Here is a 19,190-nt window from a genome sequence, read left to right on the forward strand (position 1 = left end):
CATGATGGCCTTGACCCCGACCCTGCTGCTGGCCGGCATCGAGAAGACCGTCAACACCCTGCTTGCCCGCGACCCCGCTGCCCCCTCGCGGCTACGCCAGCTGGCGGGCCAGCGCGTCCTGCTGTGCCTGGAATCGCCGCCGGTGCAGCTGGGCCTGTGCTACCACCCTCAAGGGCTTGACCTGCTGCTGATCGACGAGGTCGAGGAAGCTGCCTGGGACGCGGTGGTCGAGCTGGACACGGATACCCTGGGACGCCTCGCCGGCGGTGCCGACATGGAGCGCCTGATGTTCGAGGGCCGCCTGGCGGTGCGCGGCAAGATCCACCTGCTGGAGGCAACCCGCGACCTGCTGCTGGACCTGGATCTGGACTGGGAGGCCGAACTCGCCCGCTGGCTGGGGGATCTACCCGCCCACCAGCTTGCCGAAGGGCTACGCGGTCTATCCCGCTGGGGGCTTCGCACCCAGCGGGAACTGTGCGCCGATGTCTCCGAGTACGTGTTCGAGGAAGCTCGCTGGCTGCCCGGCCGCCACCAGCTGGAAGCCATGCGCGACGCCCTGACCGAGCTCGAACTCGCCACTGATCGCACCGAAGCACGCCTCAAGCGCCTGACCCGCCGCCTGGCCCAGGAGAACGACGCCCCATGATCCTTCGCCCCCTGCGCATCATCTGGGTCGTCACCCGTTATCGCCTGGATACCCTGCTGCCCCTGGAGAAACTACCCTGGTGGCTACGCCTGGTGTTCACCTGGTCGCCGCTCAAGCTGGTGCCCGTAGGTGAGCGCTCACGGGGTGAGCGGTTGCGCCTGGCGCTGGAGTCGCTGGGACCGATCTTCGTCAAGTTTGGCCAGATGCTGTCGACGCGACGCGACCTGTTTCCCGACGATATCGCCAACGAACTCAAGCGACTGCAGGATCAGGTACCGCCCTTCCCTGGCGAGCAGGCAGAAGCGCTGATCGAAGAGTCCCTGGGTGAACCGCTGTCGGCGCTGTTTGCCGAATTTTCGCGGGAGCCGCTGGCCTCTGCATCGATCGCCCAGGTTCACACGGCGCGCCTGCACGATGGCCAGGATGTGGTGGTCAAGGTCATCCGCCCGGGCATTGATCGGGTCATGCGCCAGGACATGTCGCTGATGTATCTGCTGGCCAAGGCCCTGAGTTTTCTGCCCGAGGCACGCCGGCTGCATCCGCTGGAGGTGGTACGCGACTACGAGGTCACCCTGTTCGATGAACTGGACCTGACCAAGGAGGCGGCCAACACTTCCCAGCTCAAGCGCAACTTCGAGCGCTCGCCACTGCTTTACGTACCGTCGATCCACTGGCCGCTGACGCGCCAGAAGGTCATGGTCCAGGAGCGTATCCACGGCGTTCCGGTGGCCGATATCGATGCCCTCAAGGCCCAGGGGACAGACCTCAAGCGGCTGGCAGAGCGAGGCGTCGAAATCTTCTTCACCCAGGTCTTTCGCGACAATTTCTTCCATGCCGATATGCACCCGGGAAACATCTTCGTCTCGCGCCAGAATCCGAGCGATCCCCAGTACATCGCCATCGACTGCGGCATCGTCGGTAGCCTGACAAGGGAAGACCAGGACTATCTGGCCCGCAACCTGCTGGCCTTCTTCCACCAGGACTACTACGAGGTGGCGGCGCTGCACATCGAGTCCGGCTGGGTGGCAGAAGACACCCGCGCCAACGAGTTCGCCGCCGCGGTGCGTACCGTGTGTGAGCCGATCCTCGAAAAGCCGCTCAAGGATATTTCCTTCGGCCAGGTGCTGCTGGGACTGTTCCAGACCGCACGGCGCTTCAACATGGAAGTCCAGCCACAGCTGGTGCTGTTGCAGAAGACCCTGTTGAATATCGAGGGACTCGGCCGCCAGCTCTATCCCGATCTTGACCTGTGGGCCACCGCCAAGCCGTATCTGGAGCAGTGGATGAAAGAGCGCGCCGGCGCCCACGGACTCTGGGACTCCTTCAAGCGGCAAGCGCCGGAGCTCACCCGCCAGCTACCGGAACTGCCCGTGTTGGCCCACAAGGCGCTGTCGGAAACCGAAAAGCGCTCCCGACAGATCACACAGCAGGCCGATGTACTGACCCATATCCTGAGTCAGCTCACCCGCCAGGCCAAGCGCGTCCGACGGACCCGCCTGGGCCTGGCGCTGGCCGCCGTCGCACTGGCTTGGCAGCCATTGACGGCATGGCTATCGGGCCAGCCATGGCCCGTCCTGCTGGCGGCAGGCATTGGCACCCTGCTGGTGATCTGGAACTGACCCTTCATGGAACCTTCACCGATGAGCGATATTCTGAAGCAGCTCGACGCCGCCCTCACTGAACGTCGACACGCCGACCCCGAGTCCTCTTACGTCGCTTCCTTGCATCACAAGGGCCTGAACAAGATACTCGAGAAGGTGGGGGAGGAAGCGGTGGAGACCGTCCTCGCCGCCAAGGACGTTGACGCAGATCCAGCCAGTCAAGAGGCGTTGATCGCTGAAACGGCAGACCTGTGGTTTCATAGTCTGGTGATGCTCTCGCACCTGGGCCTTGACCATCAGCAGGTGCTGGATGAACTGGCCCGTCGCTTTGGCGTATCGGGCCACGAGGAAAAGGCGTCCCGCCCCCGCTGACAAGGCGGCCGGAACCAACGATTCAAGGCGCTTGGCGCCGTACATTGAGGAAGCACTTATGTTAGGTGGTATCAGTATCTGGCAGCTGCTGATCGTGCTCGGCATCATCATCCTGATCTTCGGCACCAAGAAGCTCAGGAATGTCGGCAGCGACCTGGGAGGCGCCGTGAAGGGCTTCAAGAAGGCCGTCAACGAAGACGAGGAGAAGTCCGAGGACGACAAGCCTCAGGCCCAGGTGCGTCATGACGAGCCCAACGGCACCCACACCTACGATGTCGAGGCAGAGCGCAAGCCCGAGTCCTCCGACGAACGCAAGTAACGCCACATGTTCGATATCGGCTTTCTCGAACTGCTGATCATCGGGGTGGTGGGGCTTCTGGTGCTGGGGCCCGAGCGTCTGCCCAAGGCCGCGCGTACCGCCGGCCTGTGGGTAGGCCGGATCAAACGCTCAGTGGCGGGCATGCAGCGCGAAATCAGCGCCCAGCTCGAAGCCGAGGAACTGCGGCAGAAACTCAAGGAGCAGGAGCGCAAGCTCAACGAAGGCGTCAGCCAGGCGAAGAACAGTGCGGCAAGCGCCAAGCGCAGTGTCGAGTCCATCGCCGACGCACCGCCTCGTGACAGCGCTCGCCCGCAGAGCGACGGCAGCACCAGCGCGGACCAGCGCCTGGACGCCGCCATTGACAGCGCCAGCCAGCCAACCTCGTCCGCCGACTCAGCTGCCACTTCCGATCACAAGGATTCCACCGCCCGATGAGCCATTCTGGTGACACGCCGCCGTCCGGTCAGGGCCACGCCCCGCTGATTGAACACCTGGTGGAACTGCGCTCGCGACTGATGCGCGCGGTGATCGCCATCGTGGTGATCTTCCTGGCGCTCTACGCCTTCTCCAACGACATCTATCAGTTTGTGGCAGATCCCCTGATGGAGCTGTTGCCGGAAGGCTCGCAGATGATCGCCACCGAGGTCGCATCGCCCTTCCTTGCGCCCTTCAAGCTGACGCTGGTGGTGGCGGTATTCGTGGCCATTCCCTTCGTGCTGCACCAGGCCTGGGCCTTCGTCGCTCCGGGACTTTACGACAAGGAAAAGGCCCTGGCGCTGCCCCTGCTGGCCTCCAGCGTGGTGCTGTTCTATCTCGGCGCGGCCTTCGCCTACTATGTCGTGTTTCCCCTGCTATTCGCCTTCTTCACCCAGACCGGGCCGGAGAACGTGCAGGTAATGACCGACATCAACCAGTACCTCAACTTTGTACTGAAGCTGTTCTTCGCCTTTGGCATTGCCTTCGAGATCCCGATCGCCACTTTCTTGCTGGTGCTTACCGGAGCCGCCAGCGTCGAAAGCCTGAGCGCCAAGCGCCCCTACGTCATACTCGGCTGCTTTGTGATCGGCATGCTGATGACGCCCCCGGACGTGGTCAGCCAGAGCCTGCTGGCCATTCCCATGTATCTGCTCTATGAGGTGGGGCTGCTGTTCGGCCGGCTCGTCAAGCGCCGCCGCGCTGATGCCGACCAGGAAGACAGCACCAGCGAAGACGCCAACGACGCCTGATCCCGGAGCATTGTGCAAACCTGCGCGTCGCTAGGGACACAGCAACCGACGCCTCTGTAGCGAAAGACCTGTAGCGAAAGACCTGTAGCGAAAGACGCAAAAAAGCCGACGTAAAAACGTCGGCTTTTTTGCTATCCAATCCCGATCACTGGGTGATGTGCGTACCGCACATTCAGTGATTCAGGTCCATCATCTCGTCGATGCGCTCGACCAGCTTGTTGATGCCTAGTGCCGCTTCGCTCATGCGGGTCGCCAGCATGTAAGCAGGCGTCGTGACGATACGGTGTTCGAAATCCACCACGATATCGTCAACGGCGCAGCTACGATGCAGCCCGCCCATGGCACTGATGCAGCCGCACACTTCCGGATCGCTGCCGATGGTCACTGCAATTCCCGGCCCCAGGACCTTAGGCACCAGCACCGGGGCAATGCACATCAGTCCGATCGGCTTGCGGGCGTCGTGAAACTCGATCAACAGCTCACTCAAGTCCTGGTGCACGTCCATATCGGACTTGGCTGTCGCATAGTTCGACAGGTTCTTGGCCACCCCGAAACCACCGGGCAAGATCAGCGCATCAAAGTCCGAGGCAGACAGCTCATCCAGCGGAGAAATCTCTCCCCGGGCCAGGCGCGCAGATTCCACCAGCACGTTCCGCGTCTCCTCGACCGCCTCGCCGCGGTGATGATCGACCACCGCCTGATCGATATCCGGTGCGAAGCAGCGATAGGCAATGCCCAGTTGATCCAGGCGCAGCAGGGTCAGGGTGGTTTCATAGACTTCAGAGCCATCCTGGACGCCACAACCTGACAGGACGATCGCTACCTGTTTACTCATTTCATTCTCCTTATGAGCGCACTTGGCTCTCCAGGGCGCCAAGTGCAGCCAAGACAGCCACTACTCTAGAGAGTCACCAAGGGTGCGACAAGACGCGACTTTCGACGAACAGGCGAGGAGGAATATACTCGACGGATGTCACGCGCCTGTCATCTAACGCCACCACACTAGCGCGTGGCGCCAAATCTCGTTCCCAGTGGAGTGCCGTCTTGAGTGCCATCACCCCTCGCCTGTTTCCTGCTGCTCGTCCCCGTCGCATGCGCAAGGACGACTTCTCTCGCCGCCTGATGCGTGAGAACACCCTGACCCCCGATGACCTGATCTGGCCAGTGTTTGTGCTGGAAGGCGAAGGTCGTCGCGAGGCCGTGCCGTCCATGCCCGGTGTCGAGCGCCTGTCGCTGGACCTGCTGATTGAAGAAGCCCGAGAAGCGGTCGAGCTGGGGATCCCCGCGATTGCCCTGTTTCCGGTCGTCGATGCCGACAAGAAAAGCGAGCTGGCGGAAGAAGCCTACAGCGCAGGCGGACTCGTCCAGCGCAGCGTGCGCGAGCTCAAGGCGGCCCTGCCGGAACTCGGCGTCATCACCGACGTGGCGCTGGACCCTTACACCAGCCACGGCCAGGACGGCATCCTCGACGAGCACGGCTACGTGGCCAATGACCGCACCGTGGAGACCTTGATCAAGCAGGCCCTGTCCCATGCCGAGGCGGGCGCCGACGTGGTGGCACCGTCCGACATGATGGACGGCCGCATCGGCGCGATCCGCGAGCTGCTGGAGCAGGAAGGTCTGCACAACACTCGCATCATGGCCTACAGCGCCAAATACGCATCGCGCTACTACGGCCCCTTCCGCGACGCCGTGGGCTCCGCGGCCAACCTGGGCAAGGCCGACAAGTCCACCTACCAGATGGATCCCGCCAACAGCGACGAGGCGCTCCACGAGGCGGCCATGGACATCACCGAAGGCGCCGACATGGTGATGGTCAAGCCAGGTATGCCCTATCTGGATGTGGTGCGCCGGGTCAAGGACGAACTGCGTGTGCCCACCTACGCTTACCAGGTCAGTGGTGAATATGCCATGCACATGGCGGCATTCGACCATGGCTGGCTGGATGCCGACAGCGTCATTCTGGAGTCCCTGATGTGCTTCAAGCGTGCCGGAGCCGACGGCGTGCTGACCTATTTTGCCAAGCGAGCGGCCAGACTGTTGGCAAGCTGACGAGGGGAAGGAACGGCGCCTTCCCGGGCCCTTTTTGAGGAATGACCATGGAAGACGCACAGACCGACAACGCCACCATTGAACAGGCCACCCTGGGCAAGTCCGATGTCTCGGTGGGAGACTCCCCCCAGGCCGATACCCCGGTGCCGCGGCTGAATCAGACGCGCACCGGGATCAAGCCCAAGGCTCTGCCCGACCCGGAGGCGGATCTTAGCGATCCCAGCCTCTACTTCAATCGTGAGTTGTCGCATCTGCAGTTCAACATCAGGGTGCTCGAACAGGCACTGGATGAAGCGCATCCGCTGCTCAACCGCTTGATGTTCCTGCTGATCTTCTCCTCAAACATGGACGAGTTCTTCGAAATTCGCGTCGCCGGCCTGAAGAGCCAGATCGCCATGGGCGATGACGCCACCGGGGCCGATGGGCGCAGCCCGCGCTCCGTGCTGGACGAGATTTCCAAGATCGCCCACGAGCATGTCGAACGTCAGTACCGCATTCTCAATGAGCAGCTGATTCCGGCAATGGAGGCACAGAACATTCGCTTCCGCCGCCGCAGCGACTGGACCAAGGCTCAGCGCAAGTGGGTCCATGACTACTTCTCCAACGAAATCATTCCGGTCGTCAGCCCGATTGGCCTGGACCCGTCGCACCCCTTCCCACGCCTGGTCAACAAGAGCCTGAACTTCATCGTCGAGCTGGAAGGCAAGGATGCCTTCGGCCGCGAAGGCGGCCTCGCCATTCTTCCGGCGCCCCGCTCCCTGCCACGGGTGATCGCACTGCCCAGCGAGCTGTGTGAGGAAGGCTTCAACGAGTACCTGTTCCTGTCCTCGATGATCCATGCCCACGCCGACGAAGTGTTCCCGGGCATGAAGGTCAAGGGCTGCTATCAGTTCCGCCTGACCCGCAACGCCGACATGACCGTGGACCCGGAAGAAGTCTCGGACCTGGCCTCGGCCCTGCGTGGTGAGCTGCTGGCCCGCCGCTACGGCAGCGGCGTGCGCCTCGAGGTGGCCGACAACTGCCCGGAAGGCTTGTCCGACTTTCTGCTCAAGCAATTCCAGCTCGAGCCCAATGACCTCTATCGCGTCAACGGCCCGGTCAACCTCACTCGCATGATGTCGGTACTGGGGGACGCGGAGCGCCCAGAGCTGATGTATCGCTCCTTCGTGCCGGGGATACCCAAGCAGGTCAAACAGCCCAACAGCATCATGCAGGCCATGCAGGAAGGCGATATCCTGCTGCACCACCCCTTCCAGTCCTTCACTCCCGTGGAAGACCTGTGCCGTGAAGCCGCTCGCGACCCGGACGTGCTGGCGATCAAGCAGACGCTGTATCGCACCGGCGCCGACTCCCCCATCGTCACCGCCCTGGTGGAGGCCGCCGGCAATGGCAAGGAAGTCACCGTTGTCATCGAACTGCGTGCCCGCTTCGATGAAGCCGACAACCTGGCCCTCGCCTCACGCCTGCAGGAGGCCGGCGCCATCGTCATCTACGGTGTCATGGCCTACAAGACCCACGCCAAGATGATGCATATTGTGCGCCGCGAGAAGGGCGCGCTGCGTCACTATGCCCACCTGGGCACCGGCAACTACCATTCCAAGACGGCCAAGCTCTACACCGACTACAGCTTGCTGACCGCAGACCCAGTACTATGTGCCGATGTGCACAAGGTATTCCAGCAGCTGTCCGGCATGGGCCGCACTCGCCAGATCGAAAAGCTGCTCCACGCTCCCTTCACCTTGCACGAGCAAGTCGTCGCAATGATCGAGCGCGAAGCCGACTTCGCGCGCAAGGGAAAGCGTGCCCATATCATCGTCAAGTGCAATTCCCTGACCGAACCCAAGCTGATTCAGGCCCTCTATCGCGCCTCCCAGGCCGGGGTCGAATGCGATCTGATCATTCGCGGCATGTGCTGCCTGCGCCCCGGACTTCCCGGCATCTCGGAGAACATTCGCGTGCGCTCGGTCATCGGTCGCTTTCTGGAGCACACCCGAGTCTTCCACTTCCACAATGACGGCAAGCCCGAAACCTGGGGCTCCAGCGCCGACTTCATGGCCCGCAACATGTTCCACCGGGTCGAGACCTGCTTCCCGCTGCTGGACAAGAAACTGGCCGCACGGGTGCGCAAGGACCTGGAAACCTACCTGGTCGACAACTGTCAGAGCTGGCTGTTGCAGGGCGACGGGACCTACATCAAGCAGGATCCCGGCGAGGCCGCCCCGATCTCGGCCCAGGAAACGCTGCTCTACGCCTATGCCGCCCGGGCCTGACGGCTTTAGCTCCAGGACACAGCGCTCCTAGAAAGCCCCCGCCAGCGATGCTGTCGGGGGCATATCATGCCGGCACCGCCAACATCACGGACATCAGGGCGCCTTGGCGCCAGCACCGCCCCTGTTGCCCCCTGCCCCAAAGCAAAGTCCCCGGCTCCGATGAAGGAGCCGGGGGCCGGTGCTGGACGCCGCAGTCAAAGGCGGCTAGCGAAGGCTAGAGCCCGATCTGGCCACCGTCTTCGCGCTGAATGACCACCGTGGCAGCACGCGGACGCACGCTGGAATCGGTGGCCTGGGTCGCATCATCACTGGCAGGCCAGTTGCCAGGATGCTGGATGTTGATGAACAGCGCCGTCTTGTCAGGCGTCGAGAAGATACCCGTCACCTCGCAGCCGTTGGGGCCCACACAGAAGCGCTTGAGCTTGTCCTGGTTGGCACCGGACAGCACCGCAGCCGCACCATCGGCACGCTCCAGTCCTGCCGGCACCACCGCCAGAACCTGGTCATTGGTACTTTCGGCAACGCCCTCATAGCCATTGTCGGTCTGAATCCACAGGATACCTTGGCCGTCGCCGCGCTCGTCGAAGTAAAGACCGTCGGGACTGGCGAACTCGTTGTCTGCGGTCAGGCCCGACAGGTTATCGGCATCGCTGGCGGCGGCACCGAAGACAAAGACCTCCCATTCGAAAGCACTGGCATCTGCCCCCTCACGCCAGCGGATGATTTGCCCCGCCTCATTGTTGGCCCTGGGGTTGGCGGCATTGACCGGAGCGGTGGCATAGCCATTCCCCAACGCCTCGATGCTGTCGCCATCGCCGGTCAGGGTCGCCTCGGTGCCTTCCTCGGTACGCTTGGAGTTGTTGGTAAGGGTCATGTAGACCTCACCGGTGGAAGGATCCACCGCGCCCCACTCCGGGCGATCCATCGGCGTTGCCCCCATCAGGTCAGCGGCATCGCAGGTATGGATGATCACCCCTGCCAGATCGTCGGCACCGAGCTCCAGGGCCTCGGCCAGGGGGCGACCATCCTGGGTGGTGGCTTGCGGCGTCAGCGGCAACCACTGGCCACTGCCATCGGCATTGAAGCGAGCCACGTACAGCGTGCCCTCATCCATGTACTTGCTGCCTAGCGCCAGACGGTCGGCCTCGGCACCGGGCGCGATGGCATCCGCCGGGTCCCAGACCGCCCTGGACACGAACTTGTAGATGTACTCGTTGCGGGAGTCGTGGCCAGAGTAGAACACGACCGGCTGGCCAGCCTCCAGCTTGCCCGGCCAGCACCCCTCGTGGCGGAAACGCCCCAACGCCGTGCGCTTCACCGCTTGCTCGCCGGTGTACGGGTCGATCTCGACGATATAGCCGAACTGACGCGCCTCGTTGCGATAGTCGCCGGTGGCATCGCCATCGCCGGGGTTGCCGATCAGCCGGGTAAACTCGTCATCACGTTCGCTGGCGTCGCCCGCTGCGGTTTCCCAGCCATAGCGACCGCGCCCGGTGGCGATGCCAAGACGATCATCGTCCCGCGTCCGCCCTTCGTCCTTGACGAAATAATCCGGCCAGTTTTCTTCGCAGGTCAGATAGGTGCCCCAGGGGGTATACCCATTGGCACAGTTATTGTTGGTGCCCCGCGCCTGGGTTCCCCCCGGAGAGAACCGGGTCTTGACGTAGTCACTGCCGGCCACCGGGCCAGACAGGTGCATCGGCGTGGCACTGGTATAGCGACGGTTGTAACGGGATCCCTTGACGTGACTCCAGTGTCCGTTGGCGCCCTTCTGCACCTCTACGACCGTGACCCCGTGGGCATTGATTTCCGTTCGGACTTCATCGGCAGGACGCTTGCCCTCCGCCATGTTGGTGGGACCGCCCTGGGGCGCCCACAGGGCATTTTCATCAATGTACTCATTGTTCATCACCAGCAGGAAGCGCTCAGAGCCGCTGGCATCATCCAGAGCGAAGGGGTGCATGCCGTCGTGGTGCATGCCGACGCTGGCTGCCTGTCCCTCTGGCGTCATTGCCAGGTCTTCGCGCCATTGGGGGGCGCTGTCATCGAGCGGGGTCCCCCAGGGCACTAGTACCTGGGCGGTATACCCCGCAGGCACCACTACCGCATCCGTGCGCGACCCTTTGACCGCGTCGAAGGCCAGTGCCAGCGGCGTCTTGGACATGCCCGACCCATGCTGATCGGCGATAGCGGTCAGCCCGAAGCCCCCCAGCATGGACATGGCTGCCATGCCCATGCCGCCCTTCATCACAGCGCGGCGCGACAGGCGACGATCGAGTATTGAAGAAAAGGGCTCATTGCTGCTGGGGTTCAACAGGCGGTGATCTTCGATTTCCTTGCTCATTGCGCAGTCCTCTCTTGGCCGTCGACGTGTGGAACGTCGGCAGACGGGATGTCGTTGCCGGCTGCGGGCCGGTGGCGGGCGGTCACTCGCGCCGATCTGCGCTATTGGGTGCGCTATCTCGGCGATGTCGGTCCTCGCGACACCCTAGGATGTCTAGATGACAGGGATGTGACGATGCGGTACGCCGGACAAAGCATAAGAGGTAACTGAAATGTTAAAAGGGTAACAATTAGTGAAAGAAACTAAGCTTACGTGACGACAGAGTGATCCAACGCTTGCTCTCGACAGGACCAGAACCATGTGGCATCTGGGACACCGACATCAGCGCATTCTGCTCATGCCGCAAAAGGCACCCTCTAGCGATGAGGACCCAGAACCTTGCTGGCACTGGGTACATTGCACCGATCAAAGGCAGCAGCGAGGGGGGAGCCACTCCCGGCTGGATCTCCTTGGTCAACTGGATCCTGCCCTACCCTGCGTGCTGGTCATGCCACCCCACACTATCGCTCTGGTGGCGCTAGAGCGGGGGGTACTGGGCCATAGTGACCCGCAAGCGTCACTCGACACGCTGATCGCGAAAGAGCTGTGTGTGAGTCGACAGAGCCTGGCGGTACATGTGCTCAGTCAGGACCATCAGTACCTGGATGTGATGGTGATCCAGCGGGGACTGCTGGCCCAGTGCTTGAACCGGCTTCACCGCCAGCAGCTCCACCCCACCTGGTGGTCCAGCGCCTTCCAGGGACTGCCGTTGCCAGACCCCGGACATCTGGCGGTACTACCCTGGGGCGACGACTGGATGCTCAAGTGGCGTCAGCCCCAGGCCCTGGAGAGGGAGCGTTGGCTCAGCTGGCCAAAGAGCCAGGAGCTGGAGCAGCTCAGCCAACAGTTGCCCGATGAGCTGCGCGATTCCCCATGGAATTGCCCGCTCGCTCCCGACGCCTCCAGCAGTCTCGACTGCCTGGCATTCTTCGCCCGCCATATACCCGTCGACCTGCCACGGGTGCCGGAGGACATGCAGGATCCAGGGGAGCTCTCTCAGGCGACGCCTGAAACGGCATAGAACAAGTCGATGAAAGCGGCATAGGTGACGCCAAGTGTTCTCCAGGTGGCGAGAACGGCATAATGCTCAAGCTCATCACGACAATGGAGTGTCCATGCCCGCCTCAAGGCCTGCCCCCGAGTCTTTCTTCAGGAGCTCCTTCTCCAGGAGCTGTTGCTCTCAGCGCTCTGTCTATGGGCGCTGTATCTCCAGGAGCGCTGTCTCTCAACCGGCTCGCAGGGTCTTGAAGTGCTTAGTCTTGAAGTGCTTGGTCTTGAGCGGCGTGTTGCTGCTGGGAGGCTGTGCGGCCTTCGCCCCAGCGCCACCGGCCCATCAGGACAATCTGTGCGACGTCTTTCGCCAGCAGCCGGACTGGTATGACGCGACGCGTGCCTCGTATGAAAAGTGGGGGACTCCCCCCTGGACCCAAATGGCATTCATCAAGCGCGAATCATCGTTTCGCAGCCACGTCAGGCCTCCCAGAACCACGCTACTGGGGTTCATTCCGTGGACGCGTCCCTCTTCGGCCTACGGCTACGCCCAGGCCCAGGACCCGGTCTGGGGAGAATACACTGATGATGCGGGTGGGCTGTTCTCAAGCCGCAGCGACATGGACGATGCCACCGACTTCATCGGCTGGTACAACGCCCGAACGCAGCGCATGACCGGCGTCTCGCTGGCCAATCCGGAACACCTCTACCTGGCCTACCACGAGGGCCAGGGGGGCTATCAGCGCGGTAGTTATCGCGCCAAGCCTGCGGTCATGCGCGCGGCGCGCGAGGTTGCAACCACCGCCTCGCGTTATCGCGGCCAGCTGGCCGCCTGCGAGGCGGAGTTTCGTTGCGATGGATTCTTCGAGGTCTGGCCATTTTGCCGGGGTTGATCAGGCGCCCTCGGCCAGGCGCTCTGCGGCCACACTCAACAGGTGTTCGGTGGTCTCCCAACCAATACACGCGTCCGTGACGGAGACACCGTAGCGCAGCTTGCCGGGGTCCAGAGGCTGCTTGCCTTCATGCAGATGGCTCTCGAGCATCACCCCGATCAGCGCCGTATCGCCCGCCAGCCGCTGAGCCAGCACGTCGAGCAAGACTTCGCTCTGGCGGCGGTGGTCCTTGCGTGCATTGGCATGACTGCAGTCGACCATCAAGCGCGGCGACAGCCCGGCCTCGCGCAGAGCTCTACGCGCTGCCGCCACCGCAGCAACATCGTAGTTCGGTTCGCCGTGGCCGCCCCGCAGCACCACATGGGTATGGGGATTGCCCTGGGTCTCGACCATCATCGGCTGGCCGTCGCTGCCTACGGCAAAATGTTGATGGGGGTGGGCAGCACTGTGCATCGCATCCAGGGCCACCTGCACATCACCACTGGTGGCATTCTTGAAACCGACGACAGCCCCCAGGCCACTGGCCATCTCGCGGTGCAGCTGAGACTCGGTCGTGCGCGCGCCGATGGCGACCCAGGCCAGCAGATCCTCCAGGTACGGGGCCATCATCGGCTGCAGAATTTCGGTGGCGACCGGCAGCCCCATCTCGACGATGTCCCGCATCAGCTGGCGCGACAGCCCCAGGCCACGGCTCATGTTGCCAGTCCCATCCAGGTCTGGATCGTAGGCCAGCCCTTTCCAGCCCACGGTGGTGCGTGGCTTCTCGACGTAGACGCGCATGACCACCAGGACACGATCGCGGATACTGGCCGCCAGGCCGGCCAGGCGCTCGGCGTATTCCAGGGCCGCCTGGGGATCATGAATCGAACAGGGCCCCACCACCGCCAGCAGGCGGTCATCTCGGCCTTCCAGTATGTCGCGAATTTCCTGACGCTGTGCGTCGACACGGTCCGCCAGAGTGGCGCTCAACGGGTACTGCTGCTTGAGCGACAGCGGTGCGGGCAATGTGGTCCCATTAGATCGATCCTGCACAGCAGTCTCTGGGGTCGTCGTGGCCATGTGGGAGGTCGTAGCAAGGGAGAGGGTCGCGGTCATGGTATCAGCTCCAAAGGGTCGTACATCGTTGAACATGTCGACCACCGAGGCGCTCACGGTCGGAGGTGGCCAGTTGGGCCGACCGCGTGTCGATAAATCGCCAGCCATACCCATAGGCGTAACCCTGGAAGTCGGCGTAGACGAAATCTCGATATGCGGTCATCGGTTATCTCCTGTTACCTGCCACTGCAGGCTGTCGCGACGCTCTGGAGCATCATGCCAAAAACAAAGAACCCCCGGACGGGCTGCCGTCCGGGGGTTCTGGGAGGCGGCCCTGGGTGGGAGCGCCTCGCGAGTGCCGACGTTGTCGTCAGGCCTCGCGCACCAGCGCCCCGGTATCAAACCAATACCAGGTAAAGCTGGACCAATAAAAGGACACGCCCGTCATCGCTTGCCCACCACTCAGCGACGCGACATCGGTCGCCAGCGCACCACTTGCGGAGCAAGATGCTCCGTCAGGGCAAGCTGTTGGCTGAGAGGTGACTGATAACATGACGATCTCCTGAATATGCCTTCATCCTGCCCGGCGCCGAGACAAATGGCAACCCCTGACACCTATCCTGCTGTTGCCAGCGTCACCCAGGCGATGGTCGCCGGCAGGCACGTCATGCCCGCCATCACCACCAGGCCAAGAAAGATCGTCAGAAAGCCGCTCTCATCACGAAAGTCAGCCGGGTCGTGGGGGCTGTCATGGACATTGCCATGCGTCTTGCCGTGAACGCTGGCGTGGCCATCGGTGTGGCGCTGGTCAGGAGCGTTGTGGTGGGCCATGGAAGCCTCTTCTCATCGTTGGATTGTCAGGGCACACCACGAGTCTAGCTCACCAGGGCCTGCTGGCGAGGCCTCTCAGCGCAGATGGCGTCCGCCATCGACGGCCATCACGGTACCGGTCACGTAACGATTGTCGAGCAGGTAGCGCAGACTCTGATAGATCACACCGGGGCCAGGCACCATGTCCATCAACGACTTCGCTCGCGCCTTGGCGGCATAGGCCTCGTCATCCTGTTCGTTCAGCATGATCAGCGCCGGCGCGATGGCATTGACCTGGATCTCAGGGGCGTACTGGGCCGCAAACGATAGCGTCAGGTTATCCAATCCGGCCTTCGTCGCCGCATAGGCCGCGTGCTTCTTGGACCCCTTTTGCACGACGTAGTCGGTCATATGGATGATATCGCGCTGGGGTTCGCTGCAGGCGTCCAGCAGGCTCTTGGCGTGCAGGTTGATCAGGTAAGGCGCCAGCATGTGGACGCGAAACAACCGCTCGAAATTGGCCCCGGCGTCGCTGTCCAGACTGTCCGGCGCCCAGTCACTGGCATTGTGGACGATTGCCCGCAAAGCGTTAGTCTGGCCCTTGAGGCGCTCGATGAAGTCAAGAATGCCGGCTTCACTGGAAAAATCGGCCTGAAGGGTCACGATGCCTCGCTGGCGCATGCTGTCCAGCTCCGCTCGCTCACGGCGATAGCTGACGATGACCGGATGTCCATCTTGCACCAGGCGCTCGGCACAGTGCCTCCCCAGCCGCTGGGCGCCACCGGTAATCAGGATCGGCGACGCGCTCACGGGGCCTCTTCCTTGATCAGGCTGCCGACCACCGGCACCAAGGGGTCACGCGGGGCATAGGCAAACACATCGGAAAACACCCGGGACGGCTCAAGACCCAGCGACGCCAGCACATCGACGCAGGCATAGACCATGCCAGGAGAGCCGGACAGGTAGACATCATCCTGCGACACATCCTCCAGGTGATCGCCCAGCGCCGCATCGATACGGCCATGGTGGGCGTATACCCGCTCACCATCGAAGCCTTCCTCGAAACCCGCCTCACAGACCGCGTGGAACACCAGGTTATTGCACTCGGACACCCACTGTCGCGCCAGCTCCTCTGCATACAGGTCGCGTCGCTCCTTCGCTGCCCACCACAGGGTGATGGGACGCTCGGGGTGCTGGTGACGGGCTGCCTCGACGATGGCCTTCATCTGGGCAAAGCCGGTGCCGGCGGCAATCAGCGTCAGGGGCCGGACACTCGATTCGTCCAGCACACAATCACCACTGGGCAAGCGCACCGTCAGGTGCTCCGCCACCACCAGCATGGCGCGCAGTTGCGCCGAGTTGGAGCGCTCCGGCCAGTGTTGAATGTGCAGCTCCAGTCTGCCGTCATCGCGATGGCGACTGGCGATCGAGAACGGCACCCAGCAGTCGTCTGACAGACGCATCTCCAGATACTGTCCCGGCGCATGCGCCATGGCCTCGGCGCGTCCTTCAAGCACCACACGAAATACGTCAGGAGTGAGATCCTCGACCTCGATAACCTGGCAGGTCAGGGTCCTTGCCGTCATGTCGACCTCTTGTCGGTGTCAGGGAGGGGAATACCATAGTCGTCCCAGCGTTCGCTGACCCGGGACTTTATGCTGTCGTCCATGCTGATTGCCACGCCCCACTCACGATCGGTCTCACCGGGCCACTTGCTGGTCGCGTCCAGCCCCATCTTGGAGCCGAGTCCGGCTACCGGAGAGGCAAAATCCAGGTAGTCGATAGGCGTGTTCTCGACCATCACGGTATCCCGGGCGGGGTCCATGCGGGTCGTAATCGCCCAGATCACGTCTTCCCACTGGCGGGCGTCGACGTCGTCATCCAGCACGATAACGAACTTGGTGTACATGAACTGACGCAGAAAGCTCCAGACCCCCATCATCACGCGCTTGGCGTGGCCAGGGTACTGCTTCTTCATGGTCACCACCGCCATGCGGTACGAACAGCCTTCCGGGGGCAGATAGAAGTCGACGATCTCGGGAAACTGGCGACGCAGGATCGGCACAAACACTTCGTTCAAGGCAAGCCCGAGAATCGCCGGCTCGTCCGGGGGGCGACCGGTGTAGGTCGAGTGATAGATGGCATCCTTGCGCATGGTCATGCGCGTCACCGTAAACACCGGAAACGTCTCTACCTCGTTGTAGTAGCCGGTGTGGTCACCATAAGGCCCTTCTGGCGCCGTATCATCGGGGTAGAGAAACCCCTCAAGGATGATTTCGGCGGACGCCGGTACCTGCAGGTCCGCATGACCACACTTCACCAGTTCGGTGCGCGACCCACGCAGCAGGCCGGCAAAGGCGTACTCGGACAGCGAGTCGGGCACGGGGGTGACGGCGCCCAGGATCGTGGCGGGGTCGGCTCCCAGAGCCACCGCGACGGGAAATGGCTCGCCAGGATGCTGTTGCTGGAATTCCTGGAAATCCAGCGCCCCACCGCGGTGGGACAGCCAGCGCATGATCAAGCGGTTCTTGCCGAGCTTCTGCTGACGATAGATGCCCAGGTTCTGGCGGGACTTGTGCGGGCCCTTGGTGATCACCAGTGGCCAGGTCACCAACGGCGCCGCATCACCGGGCCAGCAATGCTGGATCGGCAGCATGTCGAGATCGACCTCGTCACCCTCGAACACCCGCGCCTGGACAGGTGCGGAGCGCACGGTCTTGGGCCCCATGCTCATCACCTGCTTGAAGATCGGCAGTTTTTCCCAGGCATCTCGGAAGCCCTTGGGGGGCTCCGGCTCCTTGAGGAAAGCCAATAGCTCGCCGACCTCGCGCAGCGCTTCCACCGACTCCTGCCCCATGCCCATGGCCACACGCTTCGGGGTGCCAAACAGGTTGCCCAGCAGCGGCATGTCGCTGCCTTTCACGTTTTCAAACAGCAGCGCCGGTCCGCCGGCCCTCAAGGTCCGGTCGCAGATCTCGGTAATCTCGAGATACGGATCCACTTCCGCGCTAACGCGCTTGAGCTCGCCAGCCGCTTCAAGACCCGCGATAAAGTCACGCAAGTCGCTATACTTCATGCGAATTTCTCGCTGTCAAATACACCAAAGGGGCAGCATAGCATGCTGCCCCTTCGACTGACCTCGAATGAACGACGATCAGCGCCGCTTCATGGCCTCAAAGAACTCGATATTGGTCTTGGTGTCCTTGAGTCGATCAATCAGGAACTCGGTCGCAGCCGTATCATCCATGGGATTGAGCAGCTTGCGCAGGATCCACATCCGCTGCATCTCGTCATCGGAAGCAATCAGGTCTTCGCGACGGGTGCCACTGCGACGGATGTTCAGAGCGGGATAGACGCGACGCTCGGCCAGGCGACGATCCAGATGGGCTTCCATGTTGCCGGTACCCTTGAACTCCTCGAAGATCACCTCGTCCATCTTGGAGCCGGTATCGACCAGAGCCGTCGCGATGATGGTCAGGCTGCCACCTTCCTCGATGTTTCGCGCGGCGCCGAAGAAGCGCTTGGGCTTCTCGAGTGCATGGGCATCGACACCACCGGTCAGCACCTTGCCCGAAGACGGCACCACGGTGTTGTAGGCACGGGCCAGACGAGTGATGGAGTCGAGCAGAATGACCACGTCCTTCTTGTGCTCGACCAGCCGCTTGGCCTTCTCGATGACCATCTCGGCGACCTGTACATGACGCGCCGGGGGCTCGTCGAAGGTAGACGCCACCACTTCGCCGCGCACTGTCCGCGACATCTCGGTCACTTCCTCCGGACGCTCGTCGATCAGCAACACGATCAGCTGGCATTCGGGGTTGTTGCGCGTAATGGATGTCGCAATATTCTGCAACATCAGTGTCTTACCAGCCTTGGGCGGAGACACGATCAGACCACGCTGGCCCTTGCCGATGGGCGCCGTGAGGTCGATGATGCGGGCCGTCAGATCCTCGGTGGAACCGTTGCCGATTTCCATGCGCAGACGATCCTGCGGAAACAGCGGCGTGAGGTTCTCGAACAGGATCTTGTGCTTGGCGTTCTCCGGACGATCAAGGTTGATCTGGCTGACCTTGAGCAAGGCAAAGTAGCGCTCGCCTTCCTTGGGGGGGCGAATCTTGCCGGAGATGGTGTCGCCCTTACGCAGGTTGAAGCGACGGATCTGAGAGGGCGAGACGTAGATGTCGTCGGGGCCGGCCAGGTAGGAACTGTCGGCACTGCGCAAAAATCCGAAACCGTCCTGAAGGATCTCCAGTACGCCATCGCCGAAGATGTCTTCGCCGCTCTTGGCGTGCTTCTTCAGAATGGCAAAAATGATGTCCTGCTTGCGGGACCGGGCCAGATTATCGATACCCATCTCGCGTGCGATATCGAGAAGCTCCGGCACGGGCTTTTGCTTGAGTTCGGTCAGATTCATCAGAGTTCAGAAATTACTCGTGGAAGCCGGGCGACAGGGCGCCGTGGGGCGAAAAAAGGACACGCCGATTGAGTGCGTTCAGAGCCCGGGGCTGCTCGTGCGAGGCCTGGTAAAGATGATAGGGCCATGGGCTGGATTCTCCAGAAGGGAGAACCACGCCAGCGTCTGGACGAGGGAGC

Annotated in this window: 19 protein-coding genes; 10 read left to right on the plus strand and 9 right to left on the minus strand. The window is 62.5% G+C overall.

What is annotated here, in order from left to right:
* The first annotated feature begins 4 nt into the window (after positions 1–4).
* From JF545_RS06050 to tatC, 6 genes are read left to right on the plus strand one after another with little or no spacing between them, the layout of a single operon-like run.
* Entirely contained in the window at positions 5–646 is a 642-nt protein-coding gene (locus JF545_RS06050) for a ubiquinone biosynthesis accessory factor UbiJ (RefSeq protein WP_206940831.1), read from the plus strand.
* Positions 643–2,265, plus strand: coding sequence for a ubiquinone biosynthesis regulatory protein kinase UbiB (gene ubiB, locus JF545_RS06055; protein WP_206940251.1), 1,623 nt, complete (start codon positions 643–645; stop codon positions 2,263–2,265). Before JF545_RS06050 ends, ubiB begins: the two co-directional genes overlap by 4 nt.
* 21 nt (positions 2,266–2,286) lie before the next feature.
* Complete coding sequence (locus tag JF545_RS06060; RefSeq protein WP_206940253.1) at positions 2,287–2,619, plus strand: phosphoribosyl-ATP diphosphatase; 333 nt, start codon at positions 2,287–2,289, stop codon at positions 2,617–2,619.
* A 58-nt stretch (positions 2,620–2,677) separates the two neighbouring features.
* On the plus strand, positions 2,678–2,938 hold the full coding sequence (gene tatA / locus JF545_RS06065; protein ID WP_206940256.1) for a Sec-independent protein translocase subunit TatA: 261 nt from the start codon (positions 2,678–2,680) through the stop codon (positions 2,936–2,938).
* A gap of 6 nt (positions 2,939–2,944) precedes the next feature.
* The gene (gene tatB, locus JF545_RS06070) at positions 2,945–3,373 is read left to right on the plus strand and encodes a Sec-independent protein translocase protein TatB (RefSeq protein ID WP_206940258.1); all 429 of its coding nucleotides are present in this window, start codon (positions 2,945–2,947) and stop codon (positions 3,371–3,373) included.
* A complete protein-coding gene (gene tatC, locus JF545_RS06075; RefSeq protein ID WP_206940260.1) occupies positions 3,370–4,164 on the plus strand; it encodes a twin-arginine translocase subunit TatC in 795 nt (264 codons plus the stop codon). Before tatB ends, tatC begins: the two co-directional genes overlap by 4 nt.
* A 172-nt stretch (positions 4,165–4,336) precedes the next feature.
* On the opposite strand, the gene elbB is transcribed toward tatC, so the two are convergent.
* Positions 4,337–4,999 (minus strand): isoprenoid biosynthesis glyoxalase ElbB, encoded by a 663-nt coding sequence (gene elbB / locus JF545_RS06080; RefSeq protein ID WP_206940262.1) that lies wholly within the window; start codon positions 4,997–4,999, stop codon positions 4,337–4,339.
* A gap of 209 nt (positions 5,000–5,208) precedes the next feature.
* On the opposite strand from elbB, the gene hemB reads away from it, so the two are divergent.
* Complete coding sequence (gene hemB, locus JF545_RS06085; protein ID WP_206940264.1) at positions 5,209–6,216, plus strand: porphobilinogen synthase; 1,008 nt, start codon at positions 5,209–5,211, stop codon at positions 6,214–6,216.
* Between the two features lie 47 nt (positions 6,217–6,263).
* The gene (gene ppk1 / locus JF545_RS06090; RefSeq protein WP_206940266.1) at positions 6,264–8,486 is read left to right on the plus strand and encodes a polyphosphate kinase 1; all 2,223 of its coding nucleotides are present in this window, start codon (positions 6,264–6,266) and stop codon (positions 8,484–8,486) included.
* 214 nt (positions 8,487–8,700) lie between these two features.
* On the opposite strand, the gene JF545_RS06095 is transcribed toward ppk1, so the two are convergent.
* Positions 8,701–10,830 carry a PhoX family protein gene (locus tag JF545_RS06095; protein WP_206940268.1) on the minus strand — a complete coding sequence of 710 codons (2,130 nt, stop codon included), beginning with the start codon at positions 10,828–10,830 and terminating at the stop codon, positions 8,701–8,703.
* 487 nt (positions 10,831–11,317) lie between these two features.
* On the opposite strand from JF545_RS06095, the gene JF545_RS06100 reads away from it, so the two are divergent.
* The gene (locus JF545_RS06100) at positions 11,318–11,890 is read left to right on the plus strand and encodes a hypothetical protein (RefSeq protein ID WP_206940270.1); all 573 of its coding nucleotides are present in this window, start codon (positions 11,318–11,320) and stop codon (positions 11,888–11,890) included.
* 262 nt (positions 11,891–12,152) lie between these two features.
* Positions 12,153–12,752 carry a lysozyme-like domain containing protein gene (locus JF545_RS06105; RefSeq protein ID WP_431606259.1) on the plus strand — a complete coding sequence of 200 codons (600 nt, stop codon included), beginning with the start codon at positions 12,153–12,155 and terminating at the stop codon, positions 12,750–12,752.
* Here JF545_RS06105 and JF545_RS06110 read toward each other — a convergent pair whose 3' ends face one another.
* The 7 genes from JF545_RS06110 to rho all read right to left on the minus strand — a co-directional run bounded on the left by JF545_RS06110 (position 12,753) and on the right by rho (position 19,011).
* Positions 12,753–13,847 carry a 3-deoxy-7-phosphoheptulonate synthase gene (locus tag JF545_RS06110; protein ID WP_206940274.1) on the minus strand — a complete coding sequence of 365 codons (1,095 nt, stop codon included), beginning with the start codon at positions 13,845–13,847 and terminating at the stop codon, positions 12,753–12,755. It abuts the gene before it with no gap.
* Between the two features lie 4 nt (positions 13,848–13,851).
* Positions 13,852–14,010: a hypothetical protein gene (locus tag JF545_RS06115; RefSeq protein ID WP_206940276.1), complete on the minus strand. Its 159-nt coding sequence runs from the start codon at positions 14,008–14,010 to the stop codon at positions 13,852–13,854.
* A gap of 392 nt (positions 14,011–14,402) precedes the next feature.
* The gene (locus JF545_RS06120) at positions 14,403–14,618 is read right to left on the minus strand and encodes a hypothetical protein (RefSeq protein ID WP_206940885.1); all 216 of its coding nucleotides are present in this window, start codon (positions 14,616–14,618) and stop codon (positions 14,403–14,405) included.
* Positions 14,619–14,693: 75 nt separating this feature from the next.
* A complete protein-coding gene (folM, locus tag JF545_RS06125) occupies positions 14,694–15,407 on the minus strand; it encodes a dihydromonapterin reductase (protein WP_206940278.1) in 714 nt (237 codons plus the stop codon).
* Positions 15,404–16,183, minus strand: a complete 780-nt coding sequence (locus JF545_RS06130; RefSeq protein WP_206940280.1) for an FAD-binding oxidoreductase — start codon at positions 16,181–16,183, stop codon at positions 15,404–15,406. Before JF545_RS06130 ends, folM begins: the two co-directional genes overlap by 4 nt.
* On the minus strand, positions 16,180–17,673 hold the full coding sequence (gene ubiD / locus JF545_RS06135) for a 4-hydroxy-3-polyprenylbenzoate decarboxylase (RefSeq protein ID WP_206940282.1): 1,494 nt from the start codon (positions 17,671–17,673) through the stop codon (positions 16,180–16,182). Before ubiD ends, JF545_RS06130 begins: the two co-directional genes overlap by 4 nt.
* A gap of 78 nt (positions 17,674–17,751) precedes the next feature.
* Entirely contained in the window at positions 17,752–19,011 is a 1,260-nt protein-coding gene (rho, locus tag JF545_RS06140; RefSeq protein ID WP_206940285.1) for a transcription termination factor Rho, read from the minus strand.
* Between the last annotated feature and the right edge of the window lie 179 nt (positions 19,012–19,190).

Source organism: Halomonas litopenaei (genome assembly GCF_017303055.1).
Taxonomy (GTDB): Bacteria; Pseudomonadota; Gammaproteobacteria; order Pseudomonadales; family Halomonadaceae; genus Halomonas; species Halomonas litopenaei_A.